Genomic DNA, 21,659 nt, shown 5'->3' on the forward strand with positions numbered 1-21,659 from the left:
CGTGAGTTTATCACCTTGTTGGATTGTTGACCCGATTTAACCCGATACGGAGTTTCCGGAATGCAGGTAACGGACTTTGCCCGGGCTTGGTTTTTCGACGCGGGAAAACCCCATCTCGCAAATTACCCGTCGGTTCTGGACGATGAGGCGGAGATTCCGAAGCTGGAGGCCAGCCTGGAGGATATTGGCGAGTACCAGCGCCGACTGTGGGCCAATCGAAGCGAGGCGGTGTTGCTGGTGGTTCATGGCCCCGATGCCAGCGGCAAGGACAGTCTGATCCGGACCCTGGCGACTTTCGTTGATCCAGCCGGTTTCCACGCCTGGTCGTTTGGGCGTCCGGACGGCGCGGAAACCCGCCACGACTTTCTCTGGCGAGTGGCCAGGAAGGTGCCCGAGCTGGGTGAGATGGTGGCCTTTAATCGCAGTCACCATGAGGCGGTCATTGGCGAGCGACTCTGGCCCGTACACCCGCCGGAGCGGTACAGTTGGCCCAACCGTTACCGGTCTATTCGTGATTTTGAGCGGCATCTGGTGAATGAAGGCACCACCATCGTCAAGGTCTGGCTCAATCTCTCCGAGGACGAGCATCGGCGCCGGCTTCTGGCACGGCTCGACAAGCCGCGCAAGCGCTGGAAATTTGACCAGTCCGATGTCTCGGGATGGAAAAAGCGGGCGGAGTACGCAGCCTTTGCCGAGCAAGCCCTGGCCAATACCCATACCGAGTTCGCGCCCTGGTTCATTGTGCCGGCGGATCGTAAACCTCAGGCCCGGGCCATCGTGGCGAAACTGCTGGCCGAGCAGTTGCAGCGGCTGGCGCCGGACTATCCGGAGGACGACAAGGCGGTATTGCGGGAGTATCGACGGCTGCTGGCCGACGAGGGTGTGAAGTAAACAGACACAGGGAGGCGCGAATGCGCATAGTAGTTGTGGGAGCCGGCGTAGTCGGGGTTACCACCGCGTACGAATTGAGCAGCCGGGGGCATGAGGTAACGGTGCTGGAACGCCAGGCCATCGCCGGCAACGAGACCAGCAAGGGCAATGCGGCCCAGCGCTCCTATGGCGTGGTGTATCCCTGGGCCGATCCGAAAATGGTGCTCAAGGCGCTACCCTGGCTGCTGAAGCAGGACGGTCCCCTGAAGATGCGCATGCCGCCGTCGGTGGAGGCCGTGCGCTTTTTGTTCAGTACCCTGCGCTTTGCCCGGGCGCCCGGCGTGTTCGGACTCAATCGTCGGGCCATGCTGCGCCTGGGCATCCACAGTCGGGAGCGGTTTCTGGCCCTGGAGCAGGCCCTGGCGCTGGATTTTGACGGTGGCCATCGGGGCCTGCTGCATCTGGCCAGTGCCCCCGAGGCGCTGGTTGGCTACCATGAAATCCACCGGCTGCTGCAGGAACTGGGTATTGCCTCCCGGCTGCTGACCCCGGACGAGGTCCGCGAGGTCGAGCCGGGCATGCTGGGGGATGGCCCCCTGTGCGGTGCGCTCAGTTACGACAGTGACGGCACCGGCGACTGCCACCAGTTCACCCGTGCCCTGGCCGAGGCCTGTGCCCGGCAGGGCGTGACCTTTCGCTACCAGGTGGAGGCCGAGGAGCTGGTGGGCGACCATCACCGGATCGGGGCCATCGACTTCACCACCGAGGACGGCGAACGGGAACGGCTGGAGGCGGACGCCTTTGTCATCTGTGCCGGGGCCTGGTCCGATTACCTGGTGCGGCCGCTGGGCCTGCCGTTGCCCATCTACCCGGTCAAGGGCTACAGCCTGACGGCGCCGCTTACCGATCCCGATCGGGCGCCGGTGTCCACCGTGCACGACGATAACTACAAGGTGGTCTCGACCCGGCTGGGCGATCGCCTGCGGGCCACCGGCTTTGTCGAGTTGGCGGATTTCAACCGGGACATTCCGGAGGCGCGACTGGCGACCATCCGCAAATCGGTGACCTCCCGGTTCCCGGGCTGCGCCGACCTGATGGCGGCGGAGACCTGGACCGGTTTCCGGCCCATGACCCCGGACGGCCCGGCCATCATCGGCCGCGGGCCCCGGGACAATCTGTTTCTGAATACCGGTCACGGCACTTTCGGCTGGACCCTGTCCGCCGGCAGCGCCAGCGTGATTGCCCAGGTGATCGACGGCGAGGCACCGGCGGTGGAGCTGGACGCCTTCCGCCCCGGCCGCTTCCAGGAGTAGCGACGGGCGCCGGCGTTACTTGCGCTTCAGGCGCCGCTCCAGGTTGCCGCACAGGGTGTGGACAAAGCCGATGTCCCGGTCGCTGAGCAGTGGCAGTCGCTCGAACAGCCACTGCGACAGTTTGCCGTCTGCGGGGGCGTCCAGCGTCGGCAGCAACTGTTCAAGCCGGCTGCGCAGGGCGCCCAGGCGGGCCGGGTTGGCGGTGGCCGGGGCGGTCTCGTCGGATTCCGACAGCCCTGACAGCTCCCAGGCGTAGAGCATGACCGACTGGGCCAGGTTCAGGGACGGGTAGGTGACCTTCATGGGGATGCCGGTCAGGACATCGCACAGGGCCAACTCCTCGTTGGCCAGGCCCCGATCCTCCCGACCGAACACCAGTGCCGCGGTGGCCACGGATTCGCCCTTGCTGGCCATCATCCGGCGCAGCTCGGACGGCGGGTGCCAGTGCTGGCGGTTGTGGCGGGGCTTGGCCGAGGTCCCCATCAGCAGGTCTACGGAGTTTCGCACCGCCGCCAGATCGGGGAAAATGCGCGCATTATCGAGGATGTGATCGCTGCCGTGGGCCAGCCAGTGGGCTTCCGGCCGGCTGTGCAGGTCGGAATTGACCAGCCAGAGTTCGCCGAAGCCCATGGTGCACAGGGCACGGGCGGCGGCGCCGACGTTTTCAGGAACCTTGGGTTCAACGAGTACAAAGGCCAGTTGCATGACATTACCTCCGGCCGGGAGTTTACACGAGCCCGCCGAATCTTTTTATAGCCGGTGGCGGGCGCTGAACGACTGGCTGCGCCAGCACCGCTCACTCTGGCAGTCGGCGCCATTCATGGAGCCGGTACCGGCCTGGACCCGCCAGTACCCGGACCTGGCCCGATCGGTCGCGGACCTGTCCGACCCGGATTGCCAGGCACTGGATGAACACCCGGACCGGCTGGCCACCCTGGCGGCACAACAGCTGCCGTCCCTGGCCGCCTACGCCGATCTGGTGGCCCTGCCGACCCTCGCCCCCGCCGCACAGGACATCGACCGGGCGACCCTGCCGGAAGTCCGCGCGGTGGACATGCCCGGGCGCAAGCGGCTGCAGTCCGGGGCGTTCGCCGCCTCGGTCCGGCCCCTGGAGCAGCCGGTGCTGGACTGGTGCTGTGGCAAGGGTCATCTGTCCCGAACCCTGGCGGCGGCGGGTGCACCTTCGGTGCTGGGGCTGGAATGGGATGCCAGCCTGGTGCAGGACGGCAACCGCCTGGCCGCCCGGCTCGGGGACCCGGTCTCGGTGCGGGAGCAGGACGTGATGGCCGGCGACCTGGAACTGCCCGCGCAGGTCCACGGGGTCGCGTTGCACGCCTGCGGGGACCTGCACCGGCAGTTGCTGCGCCGGGCCGGCAGTGCCGGTCTGCCGCGCATCAGCCTGTCGCCTTGCTGTTACCACCTGACCGACACCGAGCGGTACCGGCCCCTGTCCTTGACCGCCGCCGGCCACCACCAGGCCCTGACCCTGAGCCGCAACGAGTTGCGCCTGGCGGTGCAGGAAACCGTGACCGCCCCGGCCCGGGTGCGCGAACAGACCCGCCTGGTGAGCCAGTGGCGGCTGGGATTCGATGGCCTGCAGCGGGAGTTGCGGGGGTGCGATGACTACCTGCCGGTGCCATCCCACCCGGCCCGGCTGGTGCATGAGGGGTTTGCGGCGTTCTGCCGCTGGGCCGCCGGGAAAAAAGGCCTGGCGCTGCCCGGGGACCTGGATTTCGACCACTGGCAGGCTGTTGGCGTCGAGCGCTGGCAGCAGGTGCGTCGGCACGAACTCGTGCGCCACCTGTTCCGGCGTCCGCTGGAGTTGTGGCTGGTGCTGGATTACGCCGTGTTCCTGGAGGAGCAGGGCTACCGGGTGCGGTTGGGCGAGTTCTGCGATCGCCGGCTGACCCCGCGCAATCTGCTACTCGACGGCGTCAGGGTTTCCGATACTCCACACTCTCCACGCAGCCATCCCTGAAATAAACATAGGTCAGCTCGTACAGGGCGCCGTAGTAGCGGCTCTGGTAGATCCACACCTCCTGGGGGCTGGCGTGGGTCTCCGGCGGCTCGCCAAAGGCGCGCCGGACATGGTCCCGGGTCATGCCCCGGACGACCTGTTCACGCACGATGTACCGGCGCAGGTCGGTGGAATTGATGAATCGGCAGGTTGAGGCGGCCTCAGGTGCCGGCGATGGTGAGGAAGGTTGGTGTTCGGAGTCGACGCCGGTCTCGGGGGGCAGGTTCTGGTCGAGGCGCCCGCCGACGCGGTTATCCCGGATATCGACCGGTTCCGGATTGCTGCCGCAGGGCTGGTCGGAAAACACCACGCCGGTGTCGGTGTCGCAGCGGAACACCTGGGCGTATGAGAGTGGGGAAAGCGCTGCCAGCAGACACCCGGCAAGCACGGCACGGATCATCCTACCTCCTGCACTCAGGCGCCCCTATTCGGGCGCCTGGCGTGGTGTACCGCTGGCGCGCTTATCGCATCAGCGTCTTACCTTGATTCGGGCTTCGACCCGGCGGTTGGCCGCGCGGCCTTCGGCGGTGTCGTTGGAAGCGATCGGCTGCACTTCACCGTAACCGGTGGCGCTGACCCGCTCCGGATCGATGCCCAGGGCTTCGGTCAGGCGACTGGCCACGGACTCGGCCCGTTTCTGCGACAGGAACCGGTTGTACTCGGCGGCGCCCCGGCTGTCGGAGTGGCCGGCGATTTCGACGATGGTCTCCGGGTTGGCTTTCAGGAAATCTGCCACCCGGCGAATCTCGCCGTCGAAGCGGTTGCCGATGACCGCACTGTTGGTCGGGAATTGTACCTCAATTTCGAAGGTCTCGATGGTCTTGGTGATGCCCTCGCAGCCCTTGGCATCGACCTTGGCGCCGGCGGTGGTGTCCGGACACTCGTCCTTGCTGTTCACCACGCCGTCGTTGTCGCTGTCCAGCTCACAGCCGCGGCCGTCGACCTTGGCGCCCCGGGGCGTGTTGGGGCAGGCGTCACGGCCATCGACCACACCGTCGTCGTCGCCGTCGAGCTGGCAGCCCTGGGCGTCGACCTGGGCGCCGGCCGGAGTGCCGGGGCAGCGGTCAGAACCGTCGGCCACGCCGTCGTTGTCGGCGTCGAGCGGAGCCGGGGCGGCGTGCACGAACGCCAGGCTGATGCCCAGGGACACCTGGGTATCGAAGGTGCTCTCGTCGATGCCGTGGAATTCCCGCAGGTCCGCGCGCAGGGACAGGGCGTCGGTGATGTTGTAGCGCACGCCGGCACCCACGTTGACACGGGTCTCGTCGTGGTTGCTGCCGGCGGTGCGGGGCGCGGCGGCATCGGAGCCGAAATCGGCGTGGCCGGCGCCAGCGGACAGGTACGGGTTCCAGGTTTCTTCCGGTCCGGCGAAGTAGTAGATGCCGTCCAGGCGGATTTCATCGAAGTCAGACGAACCCAGCGCACCTTCGCGATCGGCGTCAGCGCGGGAGAACAGGGCTTCTACGGCCCAGTGGGGGGTGAAACGGTATTCGGCACCAACGCCGAAGGTGCCGGTTTCACTGAGGTCGCGCTTGTCGTCGAAGATCTGATAGGCGGCAAACGGATTGATGTAGGTGGTGGCTTGCCGTTCCTGGCCAAAGGCCGGGGCCGACAGGGTGGATGCGATGGCTGCAATCGCACAGGTTCGCATGATGGTCATGCACTGACTCCTGGTTGGTTGGTGTATCTAGATCACTACGTAGTGAGCGGCCATAAGGTTCCAGTGAATTCAGGCCAGAGGCGTGAAATACAGGTGCGCGCTCTTCTTGCTGAAGTTCAGGGTGTCGCCATTGTCGAACCGAACCTCGAACGAGCTCTCGTCCTCGGCCACCACCCGGCCCGGGCCAAAGATGGCGTGGCTCAGGCGTTCCCGGTGCCAGAGTACCTCGGTGGCGTCACAGACGCTGGCGACCTTGCCGTCCAGGCTGACGCCCTCACGCTGGGCATAGCGCTGGCTGACCGGGGTGATGGGGGCCTGCAGCCGGAGTTGCTGGCCCGGCTCATGGATCCGCTCATCCAGCCAGTGGCCGAGTTCGTTGGCCAGCGGGAAGCAGCATTCCTCGACAAACCGGCTGGGGCCCTGGTCACCGTCGAGGTGTGGCTGGGTGCTGGCCGGCCGGCTGATCACGTGCAACTGCTGCCGGGTGCGGGTCATGGCCACGTACAGCAGGCGCCGCTCGCTCTCGAGAAAGGCCCGGGCGTCGTCGTGGGGACGGGGACTGTAGGGCAGGTATTTTTCCTGCAAACCGGGAATGATCACCCGTGGCCATTCCAGCCCCTTGGTGCGGTGAATGGTGGACAGCAGCACGCCACTCTGACGGTTCTCGCCGGCCTGCTGCTTCAGGGTGTTCAGGTGCTCCAGGGCGCCGGCGGCGTCGATGTCCAGACTCTTCAGATACTCCCGGAAGCCGTGGATGGTGTCGATGCGCTCCTCGGCGCTCTCGTGGGTCAGCGCCAGGCTGCGCAGGCCCTCGTACAGGTCGGTATGCTCGGCGTACACGCTGATCAGCCCGGCCACCGGGCCGGAATAGCCGCGCAGCTGTCCGAGCACCTCGCCCAGCTTGCGCAGTTTGCGACCGGCCATGGGGGACAGGGCGTCGAAATCCATGGCCAGCAGGCGTTCGTGCCAGTCCGCGGAGAATCCGGACAGGAACCGGGCCAACTGCTCCAGTTCCGGCTCCTTCAGGCCAACGTGGGGAAACCGCAACAGCTGCCTGGCCACCTCCAGCCGATCGTTGTCGGGCAGGTTGGCCAGGCGCCCGGTCACCACCCGCAGCAGCGAGACAATGGCCTGCACTTCGCGGCTGAACAGGGCGCCCTTGCCGGCATCGATGCGATAGGGGATCTGGCGGGCCAGCAACTTGAGCTCGATCGGCACACTCTGGCTCCAGACCCGGAACAGGATGGCGGTGCCTTCCAGGGCGGTGGCGGGTCCCTGCTGCAGGATTTTCACCACCGCGTCGCTGTCGCTGTCGACCCGATGCAGGTGCACGTCGGTCGACGGTGTCGACGGGTGCGAGTGGCACAGCACGTCCTTGCGGCCGGTGTTGTGACAGATCAGGTGGTTGGCCAGCAGGGCCACCCGGTGGCCGTACCGGAAGGTGTAACTGAGGGTCTGTTCGAGCGGGCTCTCGAACTCATCGCTGAAACGTTTCAGGATGAACTCCGGTTTCGCGCCCCGGAATTCATAGATGGTCTGGTCCGGGTCGCCGACCACGGTCACCCGGGCCCGGTCGCCGGCCACATAGCGCAGCAGCAGGTGCTGGATCTCGTTGGTGTCCTGGTATTCGTCCACCAGGATCAGGTCCATCTTGTTGCCCACCAGGCGTTGCAGTGGCGGATTCTGGTGGATCGCCATCACCGGCTCGTACAGCATGTCGGCGTAGCTGATCCGGGCCTGGCCCTTGCGCCATTGCTCGAAGGCGTGGAACAGGTCGATCAGGTACCGGTGCTTGTCGGCGTAGCCCAGCTCCTCAAACACCACCTCCGCCGGCGACAGGGTGGTTTTCACCAGGTCGATGAAGCCGGTGGCGGTTTCGACAAAATCCTTCTTGTTGCGCCGGATCTCGTCCGCCAGGTCCTCCGGCGCAAGGCGCCGGGTCAGCTGCCAGGCCTGGAAGCTGATCTCCTGCTCGGTCAGGATCTTGTCGGAAAAGCCGGGCAGGTAGCCCTCGCGCACGAAGCGTTTGTACAGCCGCAGGCCCATGGCGTGGTAGGTGCGGATTTCCGGCAGCGCCAGTCCGCTTTGGCTGCACACCTCCTGCAGCTTGCGCTCGAAATCCACCCGGGCGCTGCGATTGAACATCAGCACCAGCATCCGGTCCGGGTCGTGGCCCTGTTGCAGCAGGTACCGAATGCGCCAGGCCAGGGTGGAGGTCTTGCCACTGCCGGCCACGGCGGTGATTACCGAGTGCTCGTAACCGGCCGTGATGATGGCCCGTTGTTCATCGGTGAGAAAATCCGGCAGCTGGACGGCGGTGGGGTGTTGGGGTTCGGTTGGCATAGCGCGTATTGTACTGGCCAACTGGCAGTGCGGGTACCTGTCCCGCATAATTGCAAAAACCTATTCAAACTCATCCAATTACCAGTCCTGAAGTGCCGCAGCCTTCTGGTCCGGCCTTCCAAAACCCGCTCAAGCACGTCCATGTGACGCTTGAGCTCCGCCATCCATGGCTCCGCACAGTTTTGGAAGGCCGGACCAGAAGCCTGCTCACCTTGGGAGGCAGAGGATCCGGCAATGCAAGTATCAGACTCCATCAATGTCCTGGGGGAAACCCTGGAAAGCTGTGGCAACGACCCGAAAACCGGTTTCTACCGGGACGGCTGCTGCAACACCGGCCCGGACGACCTGGGCTACCACACCGTGTGCGCGGTGGTGACCGACGACTTCCTGGAGTTTTCCAAAAGCCGGGGCAATGACTTGAGCACACCACGGCCGGATTTCGGCTTCCCCGGGCTCAAGGCCGGGGACAGCTGGTGCCTGTGTGCGGCCCGCTGGCAGGAAGCGTTTGAAGCCGGAAAGGCGCCCCGGGTCCGGCTGCGGGCCACCCATCGGGCCACCCTGGAAATGTGCGAGTTGGATGACCTGAAGCGGCATTCGGTGGACCTCAGCTGATGACGGACCAGGGGCAGGCGGCCTGGCAGAATTTGCAGGGCCGGCTGCTTGAGCGCGGCGAGCGCCGGCTGGTGCTGGTCGAGGGCGACCGTGACCGGGCCCTGGCCTGGCTGCGGGCCCTGCTGCCGGCCCTGGCACTGGAGCCGGGGTTGTGGCTCGGGCCGGCGACCGACTGTCCCCATCAGGGACTGACACCCTTGGCGCCGGGCAAGGCCCGGCAATGGCTCGGGCGGGAAACCTCACTGGTGGTCTGGGACGGCTGGCAGGGCAATCCGCCCGACGGTTTTGCGGCCGTGTCCGGGACCCTGGCCGCGGGCGGGCTGCTGTTCTGGCTGATGCCGCCACTGTCGCGCTGGTCCGGGTTCGACGATCCGGATTACGCCCGGACCGGACTCGAACATCTGGACCAGCATCCGTTTGCCGCCCGCCTGGCGCGGGTCCTGGCGGACGACCCCGGGGTGATTCGGATCAGCGCCGACCAACCCTCCGACACCCGCCTGCCGCACCCGCCGGCGCCTGCACAGCCCTTTTCGGTGGCCGGTACCGAGGACCAACACCGACTGGTGCAACAGCTGGTTCGTTTCGGCCTGGGGCGCCGTCGGCGCCCGGTGGTGCTGACCGCGGATCGGGGCCGGGGCAAGTCCGCGGCCCTGGGCATGGCCGCCGCCGAGCTGTTGCGCCAGGGCCGCAAGCAGGTGCTGGTTACCGCACCCTCCGAGCTCAACGTTGACACCCTGTTCCGCCATGCCCGGGACGCCCTTGCGGACGCTATCGTCAGTGACACGGACGGCAGCCTCGAGATCCGCGGCGGCGGCCGATTGCGCTTCTTGCCGGTGCGGGCCTTGCTGTCGCAGCAGCCGGAGGCCGAGGTGGTCATGGTAGACGAAGCCGCGGCCATTCCCGCGCCCCTGCTGCAACGCATCCTGCTGGGATGGCCGCGGGTGGCCTTTTCCTCCACGGTGCATGGCTACGAAGGCGCCGGTCGCGGCTTTGCCATTCGCTTTCGGGAAGTGCTCGACCGGGAGACGCCGCACTGGCAAAACCTGAGTCTGACCACCCCGGTCCGATGGGCCAGCGCCGACCCGCTGGAGCCCTTGGTGGCCCGGCTGTTCCTGCTGGCTGCCGACGGTCCGGCCCCCCCGGTTCAGGCCTTCAGCGCCCAGGACATTCGAGTGGAACCCTTTGTCCCCGGGGATGCGAGCGATGCCGATCTGGCCGAGGCCTTTGGTCTGTTGGTGGCGGCCCATTACCGCACCACGCCGGCGGATCTGCGCCAGTGGCTGGACGCCCCCGAGGCGCGCAGCTGGCGCGCGCGGGTAGGCGATACCACCGTGGGTCTGCTGTGGGGCGTGGTGGAAGGGGGACTGGCCGCGGATCTGGCCGAGCAAATCACCCTGGGCCAGCGCCGGGTTCGTGGTCATCTGCTGCCCCAGTCCCTGGCCAGTCACAGCGGTTTCCCCGAAGCGGCCAGCCAGAGCTGCCTGCGCGTGGTGCGGGTGGCGGTGGCCGACGGCGCCCGGCGCGCCGGGGTCGGACATCGCTTGGTGGCCGCGGCCGAGAGCGGGGCGATCGGGGAGGGGCTGGATGCCCTGGGCACCAGTTTCGGCGGCAGCGAACCGCTGTTGGCGTTCTGGCGCTGCTGCGGCTTGCGGCCGGTGCGCCTGGGCCTGAACCGGGAGGCGACCAGCGGTGAGTATCCGCTGCAAATGCTGCGCGGGCTGAGTCCGGCCGGTACCGCGCTGGTTGGCCGTTTGCAGGACCGACTGGCCGAGCACTGGCTGAGCCTGTTGCCCTTGGCCTGGCCGGAGCTGGAGCCCGGCCTGCTGGCGGCCCTGAGCGAGCAATTGCCGGCCACCGAGCGCCTGAGCGACGACGACCGTCGGGACCTGAACAGTTTTGCCCATGGCCATCGCGGGTTTCTGCTCAGCCTGCCGGTGTTGCGCAAGGCCAGCATGGCCTGTGCCGTGCCCGCCTGGCTTGGCACCCGGGCCGAGTTGCGTCTGTGGGTGGGGGCGGTGTTGCAGCAGCGTGGCTGGTCCGAGCTACAGGCCGAAGGGCTGTGCCTCGGTCAGCGGGATGGCGAAGACCGGTTGCGGGCGGTGATTCGCCAGCTGCTGCGTCAGGGGCCGGAGTTGTGACCCGCTCGATTTAATTCGGCCGGGTCGGCCCGCAGAATAGGCCGAACTCACTTCGACCGGGAACCACGACCATGGCCAAGGGAATCGGCTCTCCTCTCTGCCTGCTGCTACTGGCACTGCTGGCGCTGCCCTCGATGAGCGGCTGCGCCGCCCGTACCGAACCCACCAACCTCACTCTCGACAGCGCCAGCGCGGCGAACACGCCTATGGTCGCGGCCGCCCGGGCCGGCGACCTTGACCGGGTGATGGCCTTGGCCGAGGCGGGTTCCTCGCTCAATACCCGGACCGAACAGGGCACGCCGCTGATGGCGGCGGTGCGGGCCGGGCAGGATCGGGTGGCCTGGTACCTGCTGACCGAAGGCGCCTCGCCGGATTTGGCCGGCGCGGAGGGGCAAACGCCACTGATGGTCGCCTCGGCCCAGGGCAGCCGCCGACTGGTGCAACTGCTGTTGTCCGCCGGGGCCCGGGTCAATGCCCGCGACGACCAGGGCTACACGCCGGTCATGCAGGCCGCTGGGCAGGGGCATCTGTCGGTGGTGAAAGTACTGCTGGCGGCGGGCGCCAACGTCAATGTCAGTCAGGGTGGCGAGTCATTGCTGATGAAAGTGGTGGCCAGCGGCGATCTGCTCACCGCCGAGATGCTGCTGGCCGCCGGTGCCTATGTGAACTATCGGAGCGCCAACGGCCGGACCGCCCTGGACGTGGCCCGGGCCCACCAGTTCCGGGACCTGGAGATGCTGCTGGTGCAGGCCGGCGCCACGCTCTAGCCTCGAATTGCCGGGCCGAGCTGAGCCTCAGCCGAGCTGCATCGGATCGGTCTGGTCGTCCCACTCGGGCAGGAAATGCGCCTGCACCACCTCGTGCGGCACCTCGGCCACGCTGGCGAAACTCCACGCTGGCTGCTGGTCCTTGTCCACCAGTCGGGCCCGGATGCCCTCGGGCAAATCCGGTCGGCGGGTGCATTCCAGGGCCATGGCCAGCTCCATCCGGAACACATCCTTCAGCGACATCTGCTGGGCTTTCTGCAGCTGGCTCCAGACCAGCCAGGCGGTGACCGGGCAGCCCCCGCGCAAATTGGCCATGGCGGCATTCCACCACTCGCTGTCGACTTCCGCCGACAACAGCTGGTCGACAATCTCCGGCAACTCGTCGCCGGCGCACAGGCGGGCAATGCGTTGTTCGTGCTGCTCCAGCTGGCTGCGCTGGAGCGAACGGTAGTCTGGCGCGTGCAGGTGATTCAGCAACCGGAACAGACGGTTGTCGTCGGCCGCCGGTTCGCCGGTCCAGCGCTGGTTGCGGAGCTGATCCAGCAGCGCGTCCCGGTCCTCGGGCAGAATCACCTGGTCGGCGAGGCCGATGCGGATGGTGTCGGTGATGTTCAAGCGCGCGCCGGTCAGTCCCATGAACAGGCCAATCCGTCCGGGCAGCCGGTTCAGGAACCAGCTGGCGCCGACATCCGGGAACAAACCAATGGAAATCTCGGGCATGGCCAGGGTCAGGTCGGGCGTCGCCAGCCGGTAGCGGCAGGCCGACAGCAGCCCGAGCCCGCCGCCCATGACCACGCCGTGGGCAAGGCCGATCACGGGTTTGGGGAAGCGATGCAGGCTGTAGTCGAGTCGGTACTCGCGGGTGAAAAAGCGGGCCGGGGCGTCGGGATCGTCACCACCGGTCATGGCGCTGTACAGATTGCGGATGTTGCCACCGGCACAGAAGGCGCGGTCGCCGGCGCCCTGCAGCAGCACCAGGCATATCCGGTCGTCCGCCGCCCAGCGATCCAGCGCCCCCTGCATGGTTTCAACCATGCCTTCCGACAGGGCATTCAATGAGCCCGGGGCGTTCAGTGTCAGCAGGCCTAGTCGGCCTTCCAGGCAATCAATTTCCTGCACCTCTATGGACATCGAGGGTATCTCCGGCGGTCTGGATTCATCGGGGCCACGTCGCATTACGTACGGTCTTGCTAATGGTCCCCACTATAAAGAGGACCAACGTCGAACAGAAGCCATGGGGCTAACGCATTTGGCTTCGTCCGGCTCTGTGTTATAAGGACAGGACGGTATACAGTCCGGTAGGAAAACCCAAAAACGATGATGAGAGGGTAAACACGATGACATTGAAACACTATGCCGCGGCAAGCATCCTGGCGCTGACGACGGTGGTTCCGGCCCTGGCGAGTGCCGCCGATGCCGAGGCCGGCAAGGCCAAGGCAGCGGTCTGCGCGGCCTGTCACGGCCAGAACGGTCTGGCCCAGATCCCCACCTATCCGAACCTGGCGGGGCAGAATGAGCAGTACCTGGTGTCGGCCATCACGGCCTACAAGAACAAGCAGCGCACCGGCGGTCAGGCCGCCATCATGCAGGGCCAGGCGGCGGCCCTGAGTGACACCGACATCGCCAACCTGGCGGCCTATTACGCCAGCCTGCCGGCCGACGGCGGTAACTGAGGGACGTTGCCCGGACGCGAGGCGGCTCAGGCCGCCCCGCTGACAATCCGGTAGCTGGGCAAGTAGGTGTCGGAACCTGGCAGTTTCATCCGGTTCTGGGCCACAAACTGCTCCAGCATGGCTTCCAGGGGCTGGATCAGGGTCGGGTCGCCGGAAATCTCGAACGGGCCCTTGGCCTGAACCTGGCGAATGCCATCTTCCTTGACGTTGCCCGCCACGATACCGCTGAACGCCTTGCGCAGATTGGCGGCGATCAGGTGCACCGGCTGGTCGCGGTGCAGTTCCAGCGCCCGCATGTTCTCGTGGTTGGGGTGGAAGGGCAGCTGGAACACCGGATCGATCTTCAGCATCCAGTTGAAGTAGTAGGCGTCCTGCATGGCGCGCCGGAACGTCTCCACCTCTTTCATGCCTTTCTTCATGGTCTGAGCCACCCGCGCCGGATCGTCAATGATGATCTCGTACTTCTTGGCGGCGTCGTCCCCGAGGGCGTTGCGGATGAACTTGTCGATCATCTCGAAGTACTCCGCGTTTTCCTTCTTGCCGGTGAACACCACCGGGAACGGCAGGTCGGCGTTGTCCGGATGCAGCAGGATACCGAGCAGGTACAGGATCTCCTCGGCGGTGCCGACGCCGCCCGGGAACACGATCACGCCGTGGCCGCAGCGGATGAAGGCCTCCAGGCGCTTCTCGATGTCCGGCATGATCACCAGTTCGTTGACGATCGGATTCGGCGCCTCGGCACCGATGATGCCGGGCTCGGTGATGCCGATGTAACGGCCGTTCTTCACCCGCTGTTTGGCGTGGGCAATGGTCGCGCCCTTCATCGGACCCTTCATGGCGCCGGGACCGCAGCCGGTGATGATGCTCAGCGCGCGCAGGCCCAGTTGGTGGCCCACTTCCTTGCTGTACTGGTACTCGTCCTGGCTGATCGAGTGGCCACCCCAGCACACCACCAGGTCCGGTTGACGGCCCGCTTCCAGGACCCGGGCGTTGCGCAGGACATGGAACACCAGGTTGGTCAGATCCTCGGGATCGTCCCGGCGGAACCCCGCCGCGGATTGGGGGATGGAGTGCGAGTAGATGATGTCCCGCAGTACCGAGAACAGGTGCTCGCGGATACCGCGCAGCATCTCGCCGTCGACGAAGGCGTGGGCGGGGGCGTTGATCAGTTCCAGTTTCAGACCCCGGGGTTGGGGCACCAGTCGGACGTCAAAGTCGGCGTGGGACTCCATCAGGGTCTTACAGTCGTCGGTTTCCACGCCGGTGTTGAGGACCGCCAGGGCGCACTGGCGGAACAGCCGGTACAGGCCACCCTCGCTTCGGTCCTTGAGACGATTAACCTCATGATTGGAAAGGATTTCGAGACTGCCTTCCGGCGACACCAGAGCGTTGATGGTGGGTTCTTGCATGAACGAGAAAACTCCTGAATGTAACCGGGCGAGGGGCCGGTGGCCGGTCGGGCCCGGGATTTCGGCTATGCCTGATTTTATGGCATGGGTACAAAAAGGTAGACTAAGCGCTTTCAGACCACTACGCCACTCGACCATATTCGGATTATGAAATTACTTATTCGCCCGGCGCCCGAAGTCGCCATCAAGAGCAAGCCAGTCCGTCGTCAGCAGATGCGGCATCTGCGCCAGAATATTCGCAAGCTGCTCGCTCGCCTGGATCACGACATCGTGGTGGATGGCAGCTGGGACCGGGTCGACGTGTCCTTCCCGGATGACCGCGGGCTGTCCGGTCAGGTGCTGGATGAGCTGCTGCGGATTCCGGGCATCTCCACCATCGAGGAAATCGGTGTGTTTCCGTTTGTCGGCCTGGACGATGTGGCCGAGAAGGCGGTGGCGGCGTTTGCCGATCGCCTCGAGGGCAAGACTTTCGCGGTCCGGGCCCGGCGCCAGGGCGAGCACAAGTTCCGCTCGATCGACCTGGAGCGTACCGTGGGCTCGGCGCTGATGGCAGCGGCCAAGGCCCGGGGCGTGGACCTGAGCAATCCGGAAGTCGAGGTGCGGATCGCCGTTCAGGATGACCACTACCACATTGCCCACCGCAAGCATCGGGGCCAGGGCGGTTACCCGCTGGGCAGCGTCGAAACGGTCATGACCCTGATCTCCGGCGGCTACGACTCCTCCGTGGCGGCCTACCTGATGATGCGCCGGGGCCTGCGCAGTCACTTCCTGTTCTTCAACCTCGGTGGCACCGCCCACGAGGTCGGCGTGCGCCAGGTGGTGCACTACCTGTGGGACCGCTACGGCGCTTCCCATAGCGCCAAGTTCATCTCGGTGCCGTTCGACGGCGTGGTCGCGGAAATCATGCGCTCGGTCAATCACCGGCACTGGGGCGTGGTGCTCAAACGCCAGATGCTGAAAGCGGCGGCGGAGCTGGCGCGCAAGAACAACGCCATTGGCGTGGTCACCGGCGATGCCGTGGCCCAGGTGTCGAGCCAGACCCTGACCAACCTCAACGTCGTGGATCGGGCCAGCGATGAGGTGGTACTGCGACCGCTGATCTCCATGGACAAGGAAACCATCATCAACCTCGCCCGGGAGATTGGCACCGAGTCCTTTGCCCGCAACATGCCGGAGTACTGTGGGGTGATTTCCCAGAAGCCGGCGACCCGCGCCAAGCTGCACAGGGTCGAGGCCGATGAGGCGGAAATGGACGAGACGGTGCTGGCCGGCGCCATCGAGGCCCGGGAAGAAATCGCCATCAGCCGCCTGCTAGAGGCGACCAGCACGCCCGAGGACGTAGAGCTGGTGCAGACCCCGGGGGTCGACGACGTGATCATTGATGTGCGCCACCCGTCCGAGGGCGAGCGGGCGCCCCTGAAGCTGACCAACAACCAGGTGCTGGAGATTCCGTTCTACGAGCTGAACCAGCAGATGGGCGAGCTGCCGGAGGACCGGCAGTACCTGCTGTATTGTGACCGTGGCTCCATGAGCCGGATGCACGCCGGCCACCTGAAGGCGGAAGGGCACGACAACGTCAAGGTGTACGCGCCCGCCTCCTGAACAGTGCGCCTGGCCCCGCCGGCCTGGTCCGTCAGCCGGCCAGGCCCTTGAAGAACTGCTGGACGTTGGTGCTGAGCGCCTCCAGGTCGTAGCCGCCCTCCTGCACCACCAGCGTCGGCAGGCCGAGCTGGCGGATGTGGGTGCTCAGCCGGCAGAAGCCTTCCGAGGTCACCGATACCTTGGCCTGGGGGTCGTTCTGGTAGATGTCGAAGCCCAGCGCCAGCACCAGCGCATCCGGCTGGAACAGCTTGATGGCCGCCATGGCCTCGTCCAGTTTGGCGAAGAAATCGTCCTCCGAGGCGCCATGGGGCATCGGCATGTTGATGTTGTAGCCAAATCCCTCGCCTTCACCGCGTTCGTTCTCGAAGCCGGTCACCACCGGGTAGAAGTTGGTGGGGTCGCCGTGGATCGAGATGTACAGCACGTCGCTGCGGTCGTAGAAAATCTCCTGGATGCCCTGGCCGTGGTGCATGTCGGTGTCCAGGATCACGATGCGCGGAAACCGGCTCTTCATGTGCTCGGCGGCAATGGCGGCGTTGTTCAGGTAGCAGAAACCACCGGCCGCGTCCCGGCGGGCATGGTGCCCCGGTGGCCGGCACACGGCGTAGCTGGTGCGGTCGCCGGCGATCAGCGCGTCGGCGGCACCGAGTGCGGTCTGGGCCGACCAGTAGGCGGCGTTCCAGGTGTTCTCGCCGATCGGACAGCTGCCGTCGGCCTGATACCGGGCGGCTTCCGCCAGAATGCCGGTGAGGTGGTTGGGTGAGCGCACGAAGATGTTGGAAATGACCTCGTCGCCCCAGTCGTCCATGGCACTCCAGCGCCGGTGGGCCGACTCCAGGAAACGTAGGTAGCCCAGGTCATGGACCTTGGAAATCGGCCCGGCACCCTGGTCGGCCGGTTGCAGCACCGGAATCCCCATCTCCTTCAGGCCGTCCAGCATCTGACCGGTCCGATCCGGCACTTCCTGGGGCTGGCGCATCTGGCCCCGGGTGAAGTAAGTCTTGGGAATGTGCTGGTCCTGCGCGGGATGGAAAAACGCTTTCATTATCCGGCCTCCGTGGGGATAGATGCTCCGAGTATAGGCACACTCGGAGGGCGATCAAAAGCCCGGGCGTCGACTTTACAGCCCGTGATTCAGCATCCACTATGGAAGACATATTCCACCTACGCAACCGTGTCCCCAACGGGATGCGGCCATGGACCAAGAGGAGCGGAGATGATCGAGTCACCCCTGCTGACAAAGCTTACCGGCTACATCGGTGGTCGCTGGACCGACAATGCCGAGGGCAACACCTTCGACGTGTACAACCCGGCCACCGGGGCGGTCATTGCCCAGGTGGCGTCCATGTCCGAACAGGAAGTGACGGCGGCGGTCGAGGCCGGCAAATCGGCGCTGCGCCTGACCAATCCCTATTCCATCGAGACCCGCCGCAAGTGGCTGGAAGACATCCGGGACGCGCTGAAAGAACATCGCGAGGAAATCGGCCGCATCCTGTGCCTGGAGCATGGCAAGCCGCTGCAGGAAGCCCAGGGGGAAGTGGACTACGCCGCCGGCTTCTTCGATTACTGCTCCACCCACATCCAGGCCCTGGACGCGCACACCATCCCGGAAAAGCCCAAGAACTGCACCTGGACCGTCCATTACCGCCCGGTGGGTGTGACCGGTCTCATTACCCCGTGGAACTTCCCAATCGGCATGATCGCCAAGAAGCTGTCCGCGGCCCTGGCGGCAGGCTGCCCGTCGGTGATCAAGCCGGCCAGCGAAACCCCGCTGACCATGATTGCCCTGTTCAGCCTGATGGACCAGCACACCGACCTGCCCGACGGCATGGTCAACCTGGTGATGGGCAAGGCCAGCGTCATCGGCAAGGTGCTGTGCGAAAGCCCGGACGTGCCCATGCTCAGCTTCACCGGTTCCACCGAGGTGGGACGCAAACTGGTGCTCGACACCGCTGAGCAGGTGAAAAAGCTGGCACTGGAGCTGGGTGGCAACGCCCCGTTCATCGTCTTTGACGACGCCGACCTTGATGCGGCGGCCGACAACCTGATCGCCAACAAATTCCGGGGTGGCGGCCAGACCTGCGTCTGCGCCAACCGGATCTTTGTGCACGAGAAAGTGGCCGACGCCTTCGGAGACAAGCTGGCGGAACGGGTCAACAAGATGACCGTGGGCGATGGCATCAACGGCGATGTCGACATCGGGCCGCTGATCAACAAAGCCGGGTTCGACAAGGTCAAACGGCATCTGGAGGACGCGCTGGAGAAGGGCGCCAAGCTGGTGGCCGGCAAGCAGCCGGGCGAGCTGGGCGAGGGTTTGTTCTTCCCGCCGACGGTGATCACGGAGGTTACCCGTGACATGTGCTGCTACCGGGAAGAGACCTTCGGCCCGCTGGTCCCCATGGCGCTGTTCCGCACCGAGGACGAAGTCATCGAGGCGGGTAACGACACCGAATTCGGTCTGGCCTCCTACGTGTTCACCGGCGACGCCGAGCGTGCCCAGCGTGTGGCCGCCGGCCTGCGCTTTGGTCACTGTGGCTGGAACACCGGCACCGGCCCCACCCCGGAGGCGCCGTTTGGCGGCATGAAGGCTTCCGGCATCGGCCGCGAAGGTGGTCTGGAAGGCCTGTTCGAGTTCGTCGAACCCCAGACCGTGCCGCGCGGTTTCTAACCGAGTCGACAACCGACATGTCCTCGCCCACGGGGGCATCGCGCGGGGGAGCCTCTGCTTCAGGACACGCTACAAGCACATCCGTGTGCGCTTGGGTGTGGCCATCCCTGGCCACACACAGTCCTGAAGCAGAGGCTCCCCCGCGCTTGTTCGGGTTTCCCGGGCGTGCCAAGCCATCCCCGCCTGCGCGCAAAACGACCGACTCACCTGTTATACTCTCACGCCTGTTTATTTAACCAGTAGCGAACGTGTTCCCTATGGATGTCTCCCACATTATCGATCCTCTAAATGATGCCCAGCGCGAGGCCGTCACCGCCCAGAACGACCACCTGCTGGTGCTGGCGGGCGCCGGCAGTGGCAAGACCCGGGTGCTGGTGCACCGTATTGCCTGGCTGATGACGGTGGACCGGGTGCCACCCACGGGCATCCTGGCGGTGACCTTCACCAACAAGGCCGCCAAGGAAATGCGCTACCGGATCGAGGACATGATGAACATTCCGGCCCGGGGGCTGTGGTTCGGCACCTTCCACGGCATTGCCCATAGGCTGCTGCGGTCGCACTGGCAGGACGCCGGCCTGCCGGAGAACTTTCAGGTGCTGGACAGTGACGACCAGCTGCGCCTGATCAAGCGGGTGATGCGGGAAAACCAGATCGATGAGAGCAAGTGGCCACCCAAGCAGGCCCAGTGGTTCATCAACAGCCAGAAGGACGAAGGCCTGCGGGCGGACCACATCCAGGAAAACCCGGGCGATCACTTCACCACCATCATGCTGAAGATCTACCGCCAGTACGAAACCCTGTGCCAGCAGGGTGGCCTGGTGGATTTCGGCGAGCTGCTGCTGCGCTCCCACGAGCTCTGGCTGCACCGGCCGGAACTGCTGGCCCATTACCAGAAGCGGTTCCAGCACATTCTGGTGGACGAGTTCCAGGACACCAACACTATTCAGTATGCCTGGCTGCAGGTGCTGGCCAGCAACCGGGTGCCGCTGACGGTGGTGGGGGACGACGACCAGTCCATCTACGGCTGGCGCGGTGCCAAGATCGAAAACATCCAGCAGTACCAGCGCGATTTCCCGAACTCCCGCCTGGTGCGGCTGGAGCAGAACTACCGCTCGACCCAGATGATTCTGAAAGCGGCCAACGCCGTGATCGCCAACAACCAGGGTCGGCTCGGCAAGGAACTCTGGACCGATGGCCCCGATGGCGAGCCCATCAGCCTGTACGCGGCCTTCAATGAGCAGGACGAGGCCAACTACATCGCCGACAGCATTTCCGCCTGGGTCCAGGACGGCAACCTGCGCAGCGAGTCGGCCATTCTTTACCGCTCCAACGCCCAGTCCCGGGTACTGGAAGAAGCGCTCATGCGTCAGGGCATCCCTTACCGGGTGTACGGCGGGCTGCGGTTCTACGACCGCCAGGAAATCCGCAACGCCCTGGCTTACCTGCGCCTGGTCCAGTACCGGCGCGACGACGCCGCGTTCGAGCGGGTGGTGAACGTGCCGCCCCGGGGCATCGGTGCCAAGAGCCTGGCGGAGCTGCGGGAATACGCCACCGAGCAGAGCATTTCCCTGTGGGAGTCGGCCGAGCGGCTGTTGCAGGCGGGCCAGGTGAAGGGGCGGGCCAAGACCGGTTTGCAGTCGTTCATCTCCATTATCGAAAACCTGTCCGGCATGGTCGGCGAGGCCACCCTGCACGGCCTGATGAAACAGACCATCGACGACAGCGGCCTGAAGGATTACCACGCCAGCGAAAAAGGCGAGAAAGGCCAGGCCCGGGTCGAAAACCTGGAGGAACTGGTCAATGCCCTGTCGGATTTCGAGGTCGACGAGGGTGTGGACCCGCTCTCCGAGTTCATTGCCCAGGCTGCCCTGGATGCCGGCGAATCCCAGGCCGAAGCCCACGAGGACAGTGTGCAGCTGATGACCCTGCACTCCGCCAAGGGCCTGGAGTTCCCGCTGGTGTTCCTGGCCGGGGTCGAGGAGGGCTTGTTCCCCCACAGCATGTCCCTGGAGGAGCCGGGCCGGATGGAAGAGGAGCGCCGACTGGCCTACGTAGGCATTACCCGGGCCATGAAAAAGCTGGTGCTCACTTACGCGGAATCTCGCCGCCTGTATGGTCAGGAGAAGTTCAACGCCCTGTCCCGGTTCGTCCGGGAGATTCCAGCCGACTGCCTGCAGGAAGTACGCCTGAGAAACACCGTGACCCGCCCGGCCATGGTCGAGCGTCCGAACGAGAGCCTGTTCAGCCAGGATTCGGCCCAGCAGGCCGGGTTCAGCCTTGGGCAGCGGGTGCGCCATCCGAAGTTCGGGGAGGGCATTGTGATGAACTCCGAGGGCAGCGGGCACCATACTCGGGTTCAGGTGAACTTTGATGATGGGGCCAAGTGGCTGGTGCTGGCCTATGCGCCGTTGGAGGCTTGTTGAATTTCGAGCCTTGAGTTCCGCAGGATGAAGGGGCGTATTTAAAACTCGCCTCAAGACGTCCTGTTCGGCTTGGGCTCCGCCATCCATGGCTCCGCACAGTTTTAAATACGCCCCTCCATCCCGCGCCCGAACTTGGGCAGTGGTTTCGCAATCATTTGGTGTTC

Annotated in this window: 17 protein-coding genes; 10 read left to right on the forward strand and 7 right to left on the reverse strand. The window is 65.5% G+C overall.

The window, feature by feature from the left end; translation table 11 throughout:
- Nucleotides 1-60: 60 nt before the first annotated feature.
- A complete protein-coding gene (locus U5822_RS07390; RefSeq protein ID WP_322854987.1) occupies nt 61-891 on the forward strand; it encodes a polyphosphate kinase 2 family protein in 831 nt (276 codons plus the stop codon).
- Between the two features lie 20 nt (nt 892-911).
- Nucleotides 912-2,183 carry a D-amino acid dehydrogenase gene (locus U5822_RS07395; protein ID WP_341850465.1) on the forward strand — a complete coding sequence of 424 codons (1,272 nt, stop codon included), beginning with the start codon at nt 912-914 and terminating at the stop codon, nt 2,181-2,183.
- 15 nt (nt 2,184-2,198) lie between these two features.
- On the opposite strand, the gene U5822_RS07400 is transcribed toward U5822_RS07395, so the two are convergent.
- The gene (locus U5822_RS07400; RefSeq protein ID WP_322854988.1) at nt 2,199-2,888 is read right to left on the reverse strand and encodes a tRNA/rRNA methyltransferase; all 690 of its coding nucleotides are present in this window, start codon (nt 2,886-2,888) and stop codon (nt 2,199-2,201) included.
- On the opposite strand from U5822_RS07400, the gene U5822_RS07405 reads away from it, so the two are divergent.
- Nucleotides 2,887-4,161 (forward strand): methyltransferase, encoded by a 1,275-nt coding sequence (locus U5822_RS07405; RefSeq protein WP_322854989.1) that lies wholly within the window; start codon nt 2,887-2,889, stop codon nt 4,159-4,161. The genes U5822_RS07400 and U5822_RS07405 overlap by 2 nt on opposite strands.
- Here the strand turns inward: U5822_RS07405 and U5822_RS07410 are convergent.
- The 3 genes from U5822_RS07410 to U5822_RS07420 all read right to left on the reverse strand — a co-directional run bounded on the left by U5822_RS07410 (nt 4,118) and on the right by U5822_RS07420 (nt 8,251).
- Nucleotides 4,118-4,600 carry a DUF4124 domain-containing protein gene (locus U5822_RS07410; RefSeq protein ID WP_322854990.1) on the reverse strand — a complete coding sequence of 161 codons (483 nt, stop codon included), beginning with the start codon at nt 4,598-4,600 and terminating at the stop codon, nt 4,118-4,120. The two genes, U5822_RS07405 and U5822_RS07410, sit on opposite strands and share 44 nt — an antisense overlap.
- Nucleotides 4,601-4,669: 69 nt before the next feature.
- On the reverse strand, nt 4,670-5,860 hold the full coding sequence (locus U5822_RS07415; protein ID WP_322854991.1) for an OmpA family protein: 1,191 nt from the start codon (nt 5,858-5,860) through the stop codon (nt 4,670-4,672).
- A gap of 69 nt (nt 5,861-5,929) precedes the next feature.
- Nucleotides 5,930-8,251: an ATP-dependent helicase gene (locus U5822_RS07420; RefSeq protein WP_322854992.1), complete on the reverse strand. Its 2,322-nt coding sequence runs from the start codon at nt 8,249-8,251 to the stop codon at nt 5,930-5,932.
- Nucleotides 8,252-8,437: 186 nt separating this feature from the next.
- Between U5822_RS07420 and U5822_RS07425 the strand changes: the two genes are divergently transcribed.
- From U5822_RS07425 to U5822_RS07435, 3 genes are all read left to right on the forward strand, one after another.
- Nucleotides 8,438-8,815, forward strand: coding sequence for a DUF2237 family protein (locus U5822_RS07425; RefSeq protein ID WP_322854993.1), 378 nt, complete (start codon nt 8,438-8,440; stop codon nt 8,813-8,815).
- Complete coding sequence (locus U5822_RS07430; RefSeq protein WP_322854994.1) at nt 8,815-10,953, forward strand: tRNA(Met) cytidine acetyltransferase TmcA; 2,139 nt, start codon at nt 8,815-8,817, stop codon at nt 10,951-10,953. The genes U5822_RS07425 and U5822_RS07430 overlap by 1 nt, the downstream gene beginning before the upstream one ends.
- A 71-nt stretch (nt 10,954-11,024) precedes the next feature.
- Nucleotides 11,025-11,720 (forward strand): ankyrin repeat domain-containing protein, encoded by a 696-nt coding sequence (locus tag U5822_RS07435; RefSeq protein WP_322854995.1) that lies wholly within the window; start codon nt 11,025-11,027, stop codon nt 11,718-11,720.
- A 27-nt stretch (nt 11,721-11,747) separates the two neighbouring features.
- On the opposite strand, the gene U5822_RS07440 is transcribed toward U5822_RS07435, so the two are convergent.
- Nucleotides 11,748-12,851, reverse strand: a complete 1,104-nt coding sequence (locus tag U5822_RS07440) for an enoyl-CoA hydratase/isomerase family protein (RefSeq protein ID WP_322854996.1) — start codon at nt 12,849-12,851, stop codon at nt 11,748-11,750.
- 206 nt (nt 12,852-13,057) lie between these two features.
- Here U5822_RS07440 and U5822_RS07445 point away from each other — a divergent pair, with 206 nt between their 5' ends.
- The gene (locus U5822_RS07445) at nt 13,058-13,393 is read left to right on the forward strand and encodes a c-type cytochrome (RefSeq protein WP_322854997.1); all 336 of its coding nucleotides are present in this window, start codon (nt 13,058-13,060) and stop codon (nt 13,391-13,393) included.
- A 26-nt stretch (nt 13,394-13,419) separates the two neighbouring features.
- Here U5822_RS07445 and ppnN read toward each other — a convergent pair whose 3' ends face one another.
- Nucleotides 13,420-14,802 carry a nucleotide 5'-monophosphate nucleosidase PpnN gene (gene ppnN / locus U5822_RS07450; RefSeq protein WP_322854998.1) on the reverse strand — a complete coding sequence of 461 codons (1,383 nt, stop codon included), beginning with the start codon at nt 14,800-14,802 and terminating at the stop codon, nt 13,420-13,422.
- 147 nt (nt 14,803-14,949) lie between these two features.
- On the opposite strand from ppnN, the gene thiI reads away from it, so the two are divergent.
- Nucleotides 14,950-16,404: a tRNA uracil 4-sulfurtransferase ThiI gene (gene thiI, locus U5822_RS07455; RefSeq protein WP_322854999.1), complete on the forward strand. Its 1,455-nt coding sequence runs from the start codon at nt 14,950-14,952 to the stop codon at nt 16,402-16,404.
- Between the two features lie 31 nt (nt 16,405-16,435).
- Here the strand turns inward: thiI and U5822_RS07460 are convergent, their stop codons facing one another.
- The gene (locus tag U5822_RS07460) at nt 16,436-17,449 is read right to left on the reverse strand and encodes a histone deacetylase family protein (protein WP_322855000.1); all 1,014 of its coding nucleotides are present in this window, start codon (nt 17,447-17,449) and stop codon (nt 16,436-16,438) included.
- A gap of 171 nt (nt 17,450-17,620) precedes the next feature.
- On the opposite strand from U5822_RS07460, the gene U5822_RS07465 reads away from it, so the two are divergent.
- Nucleotides 17,621-19,072, forward strand: a complete 1,452-nt coding sequence (locus tag U5822_RS07465) for an NAD-dependent succinate-semialdehyde dehydrogenase (RefSeq protein ID WP_322855001.1) — start codon at nt 17,621-17,623, stop codon at nt 19,070-19,072.
- A gap of 257 nt (nt 19,073-19,329) precedes the next feature.
- Complete coding sequence (gene uvrD / locus U5822_RS07470) at nt 19,330-21,495, forward strand: DNA helicase II (protein WP_322855002.1); 2,166 nt, start codon at nt 19,330-19,332, stop codon at nt 21,493-21,495.
- Nucleotides 21,496-21,659 lie beyond the last annotated feature (164 nt).

Source organism: Marinobacter qingdaonensis (assembly GCF_034555935.1).
Classification (GTDB): Bacteria; Pseudomonadota; Gammaproteobacteria; order Pseudomonadales; family Oleiphilaceae; genus Marinobacter; species Marinobacter qingdaonensis.

Excerpts from the sequence above, each read along its gene's own strand:
- uvrD (WP_322855002.1), top strand. The coding sequence starts at position 19,330 with ATGGATGTCTCCCACATTATCGATCCTCTAAATGATGCCCAGCGCGAG.
- U5822_RS07405 (WP_322854989.1), top strand. The coding sequence starts at position 2,887 with ATGACATTACCTCCGGCCGGGAGTTTACACGAGCCCGCCGAATCTTTT.
- ppnN (WP_322854998.1), bottom strand. The coding sequence starts at position 14,802 with ATGCAAGAACCCACCATCAACGCTCTGGTGTCGCCGGAAGGCAGTCTC.
- thiI (WP_322854999.1), top strand. The coding sequence starts at position 14,950 with ATGAAATTACTTATTCGCCCGGCGCCCGAAGTCGCCATCAAGAGCAAG.
- U5822_RS07415 (WP_322854991.1), bottom strand. The coding sequence starts at position 5,860 with ATGACCATCATGCGAACCTGTGCGATTGCAGCCATCGCATCCACCCTG.
- U5822_RS07445 (WP_322854997.1), top strand. The coding sequence starts at position 13,058 with ATGACATTGAAACACTATGCCGCGGCAAGCATCCTGGCGCTGACGACG.
- U5822_RS07465 (WP_322855001.1), top strand. The coding sequence starts at position 17,621 with ATGATCGAGTCACCCCTGCTGACAAAGCTTACCGGCTACATCGGTGGT.
- U5822_RS07400 (WP_322854988.1), bottom strand. The coding sequence starts at position 2,888 with ATGCAACTGGCCTTTGTACTCGTTGAACCCAAGGTTCCTGAAAACGTC.
- U5822_RS07390 (WP_322854987.1), top strand. The coding sequence starts at position 61 with ATGCAGGTAACGGACTTTGCCCGGGCTTGGTTTTTCGACGCGGGAAAA.
- U5822_RS07420 (WP_322854992.1), bottom strand. The coding sequence starts at position 8,251 with ATGCGGGACAGGTACCCGCACTGCCAGTTGGCCAGTACAATACGCGCT.
- U5822_RS07410 (WP_322854990.1), bottom strand. The coding sequence starts at position 4,600 with ATGATCCGTGCCGTGCTTGCCGGGTGTCTGCTGGCAGCGCTTTCCCCA.
- U5822_RS07460 (WP_322855000.1), bottom strand. The coding sequence starts at position 17,449 with ATGAAAGCGTTTTTCCATCCCGCGCAGGACCAGCACATTCCCAAGACT.
- U5822_RS07430 (WP_322854994.1), top strand. The coding sequence starts at position 8,815 with ATGACGGACCAGGGGCAGGCGGCCTGGCAGAATTTGCAGGGCCGGCTG.
- U5822_RS07440 (WP_322854996.1), bottom strand. The coding sequence starts at position 12,851 with ATGTCCATAGAGGTGCAGGAAATTGATTGCCTGGAAGGCCGACTAGGC.
- U5822_RS07435 (WP_322854995.1), top strand. The coding sequence starts at position 11,025 with ATGGCCAAGGGAATCGGCTCTCCTCTCTGCCTGCTGCTACTGGCACTG.
- U5822_RS07425 (WP_322854993.1), top strand. The coding sequence starts at position 8,438 with ATGCAAGTATCAGACTCCATCAATGTCCTGGGGGAAACCCTGGAAAGC.
- U5822_RS07395 (WP_341850465.1), top strand. The coding sequence starts at position 912 with ATGCGCATAGTAGTTGTGGGAGCCGGCGTAGTCGGGGTTACCACCGCG.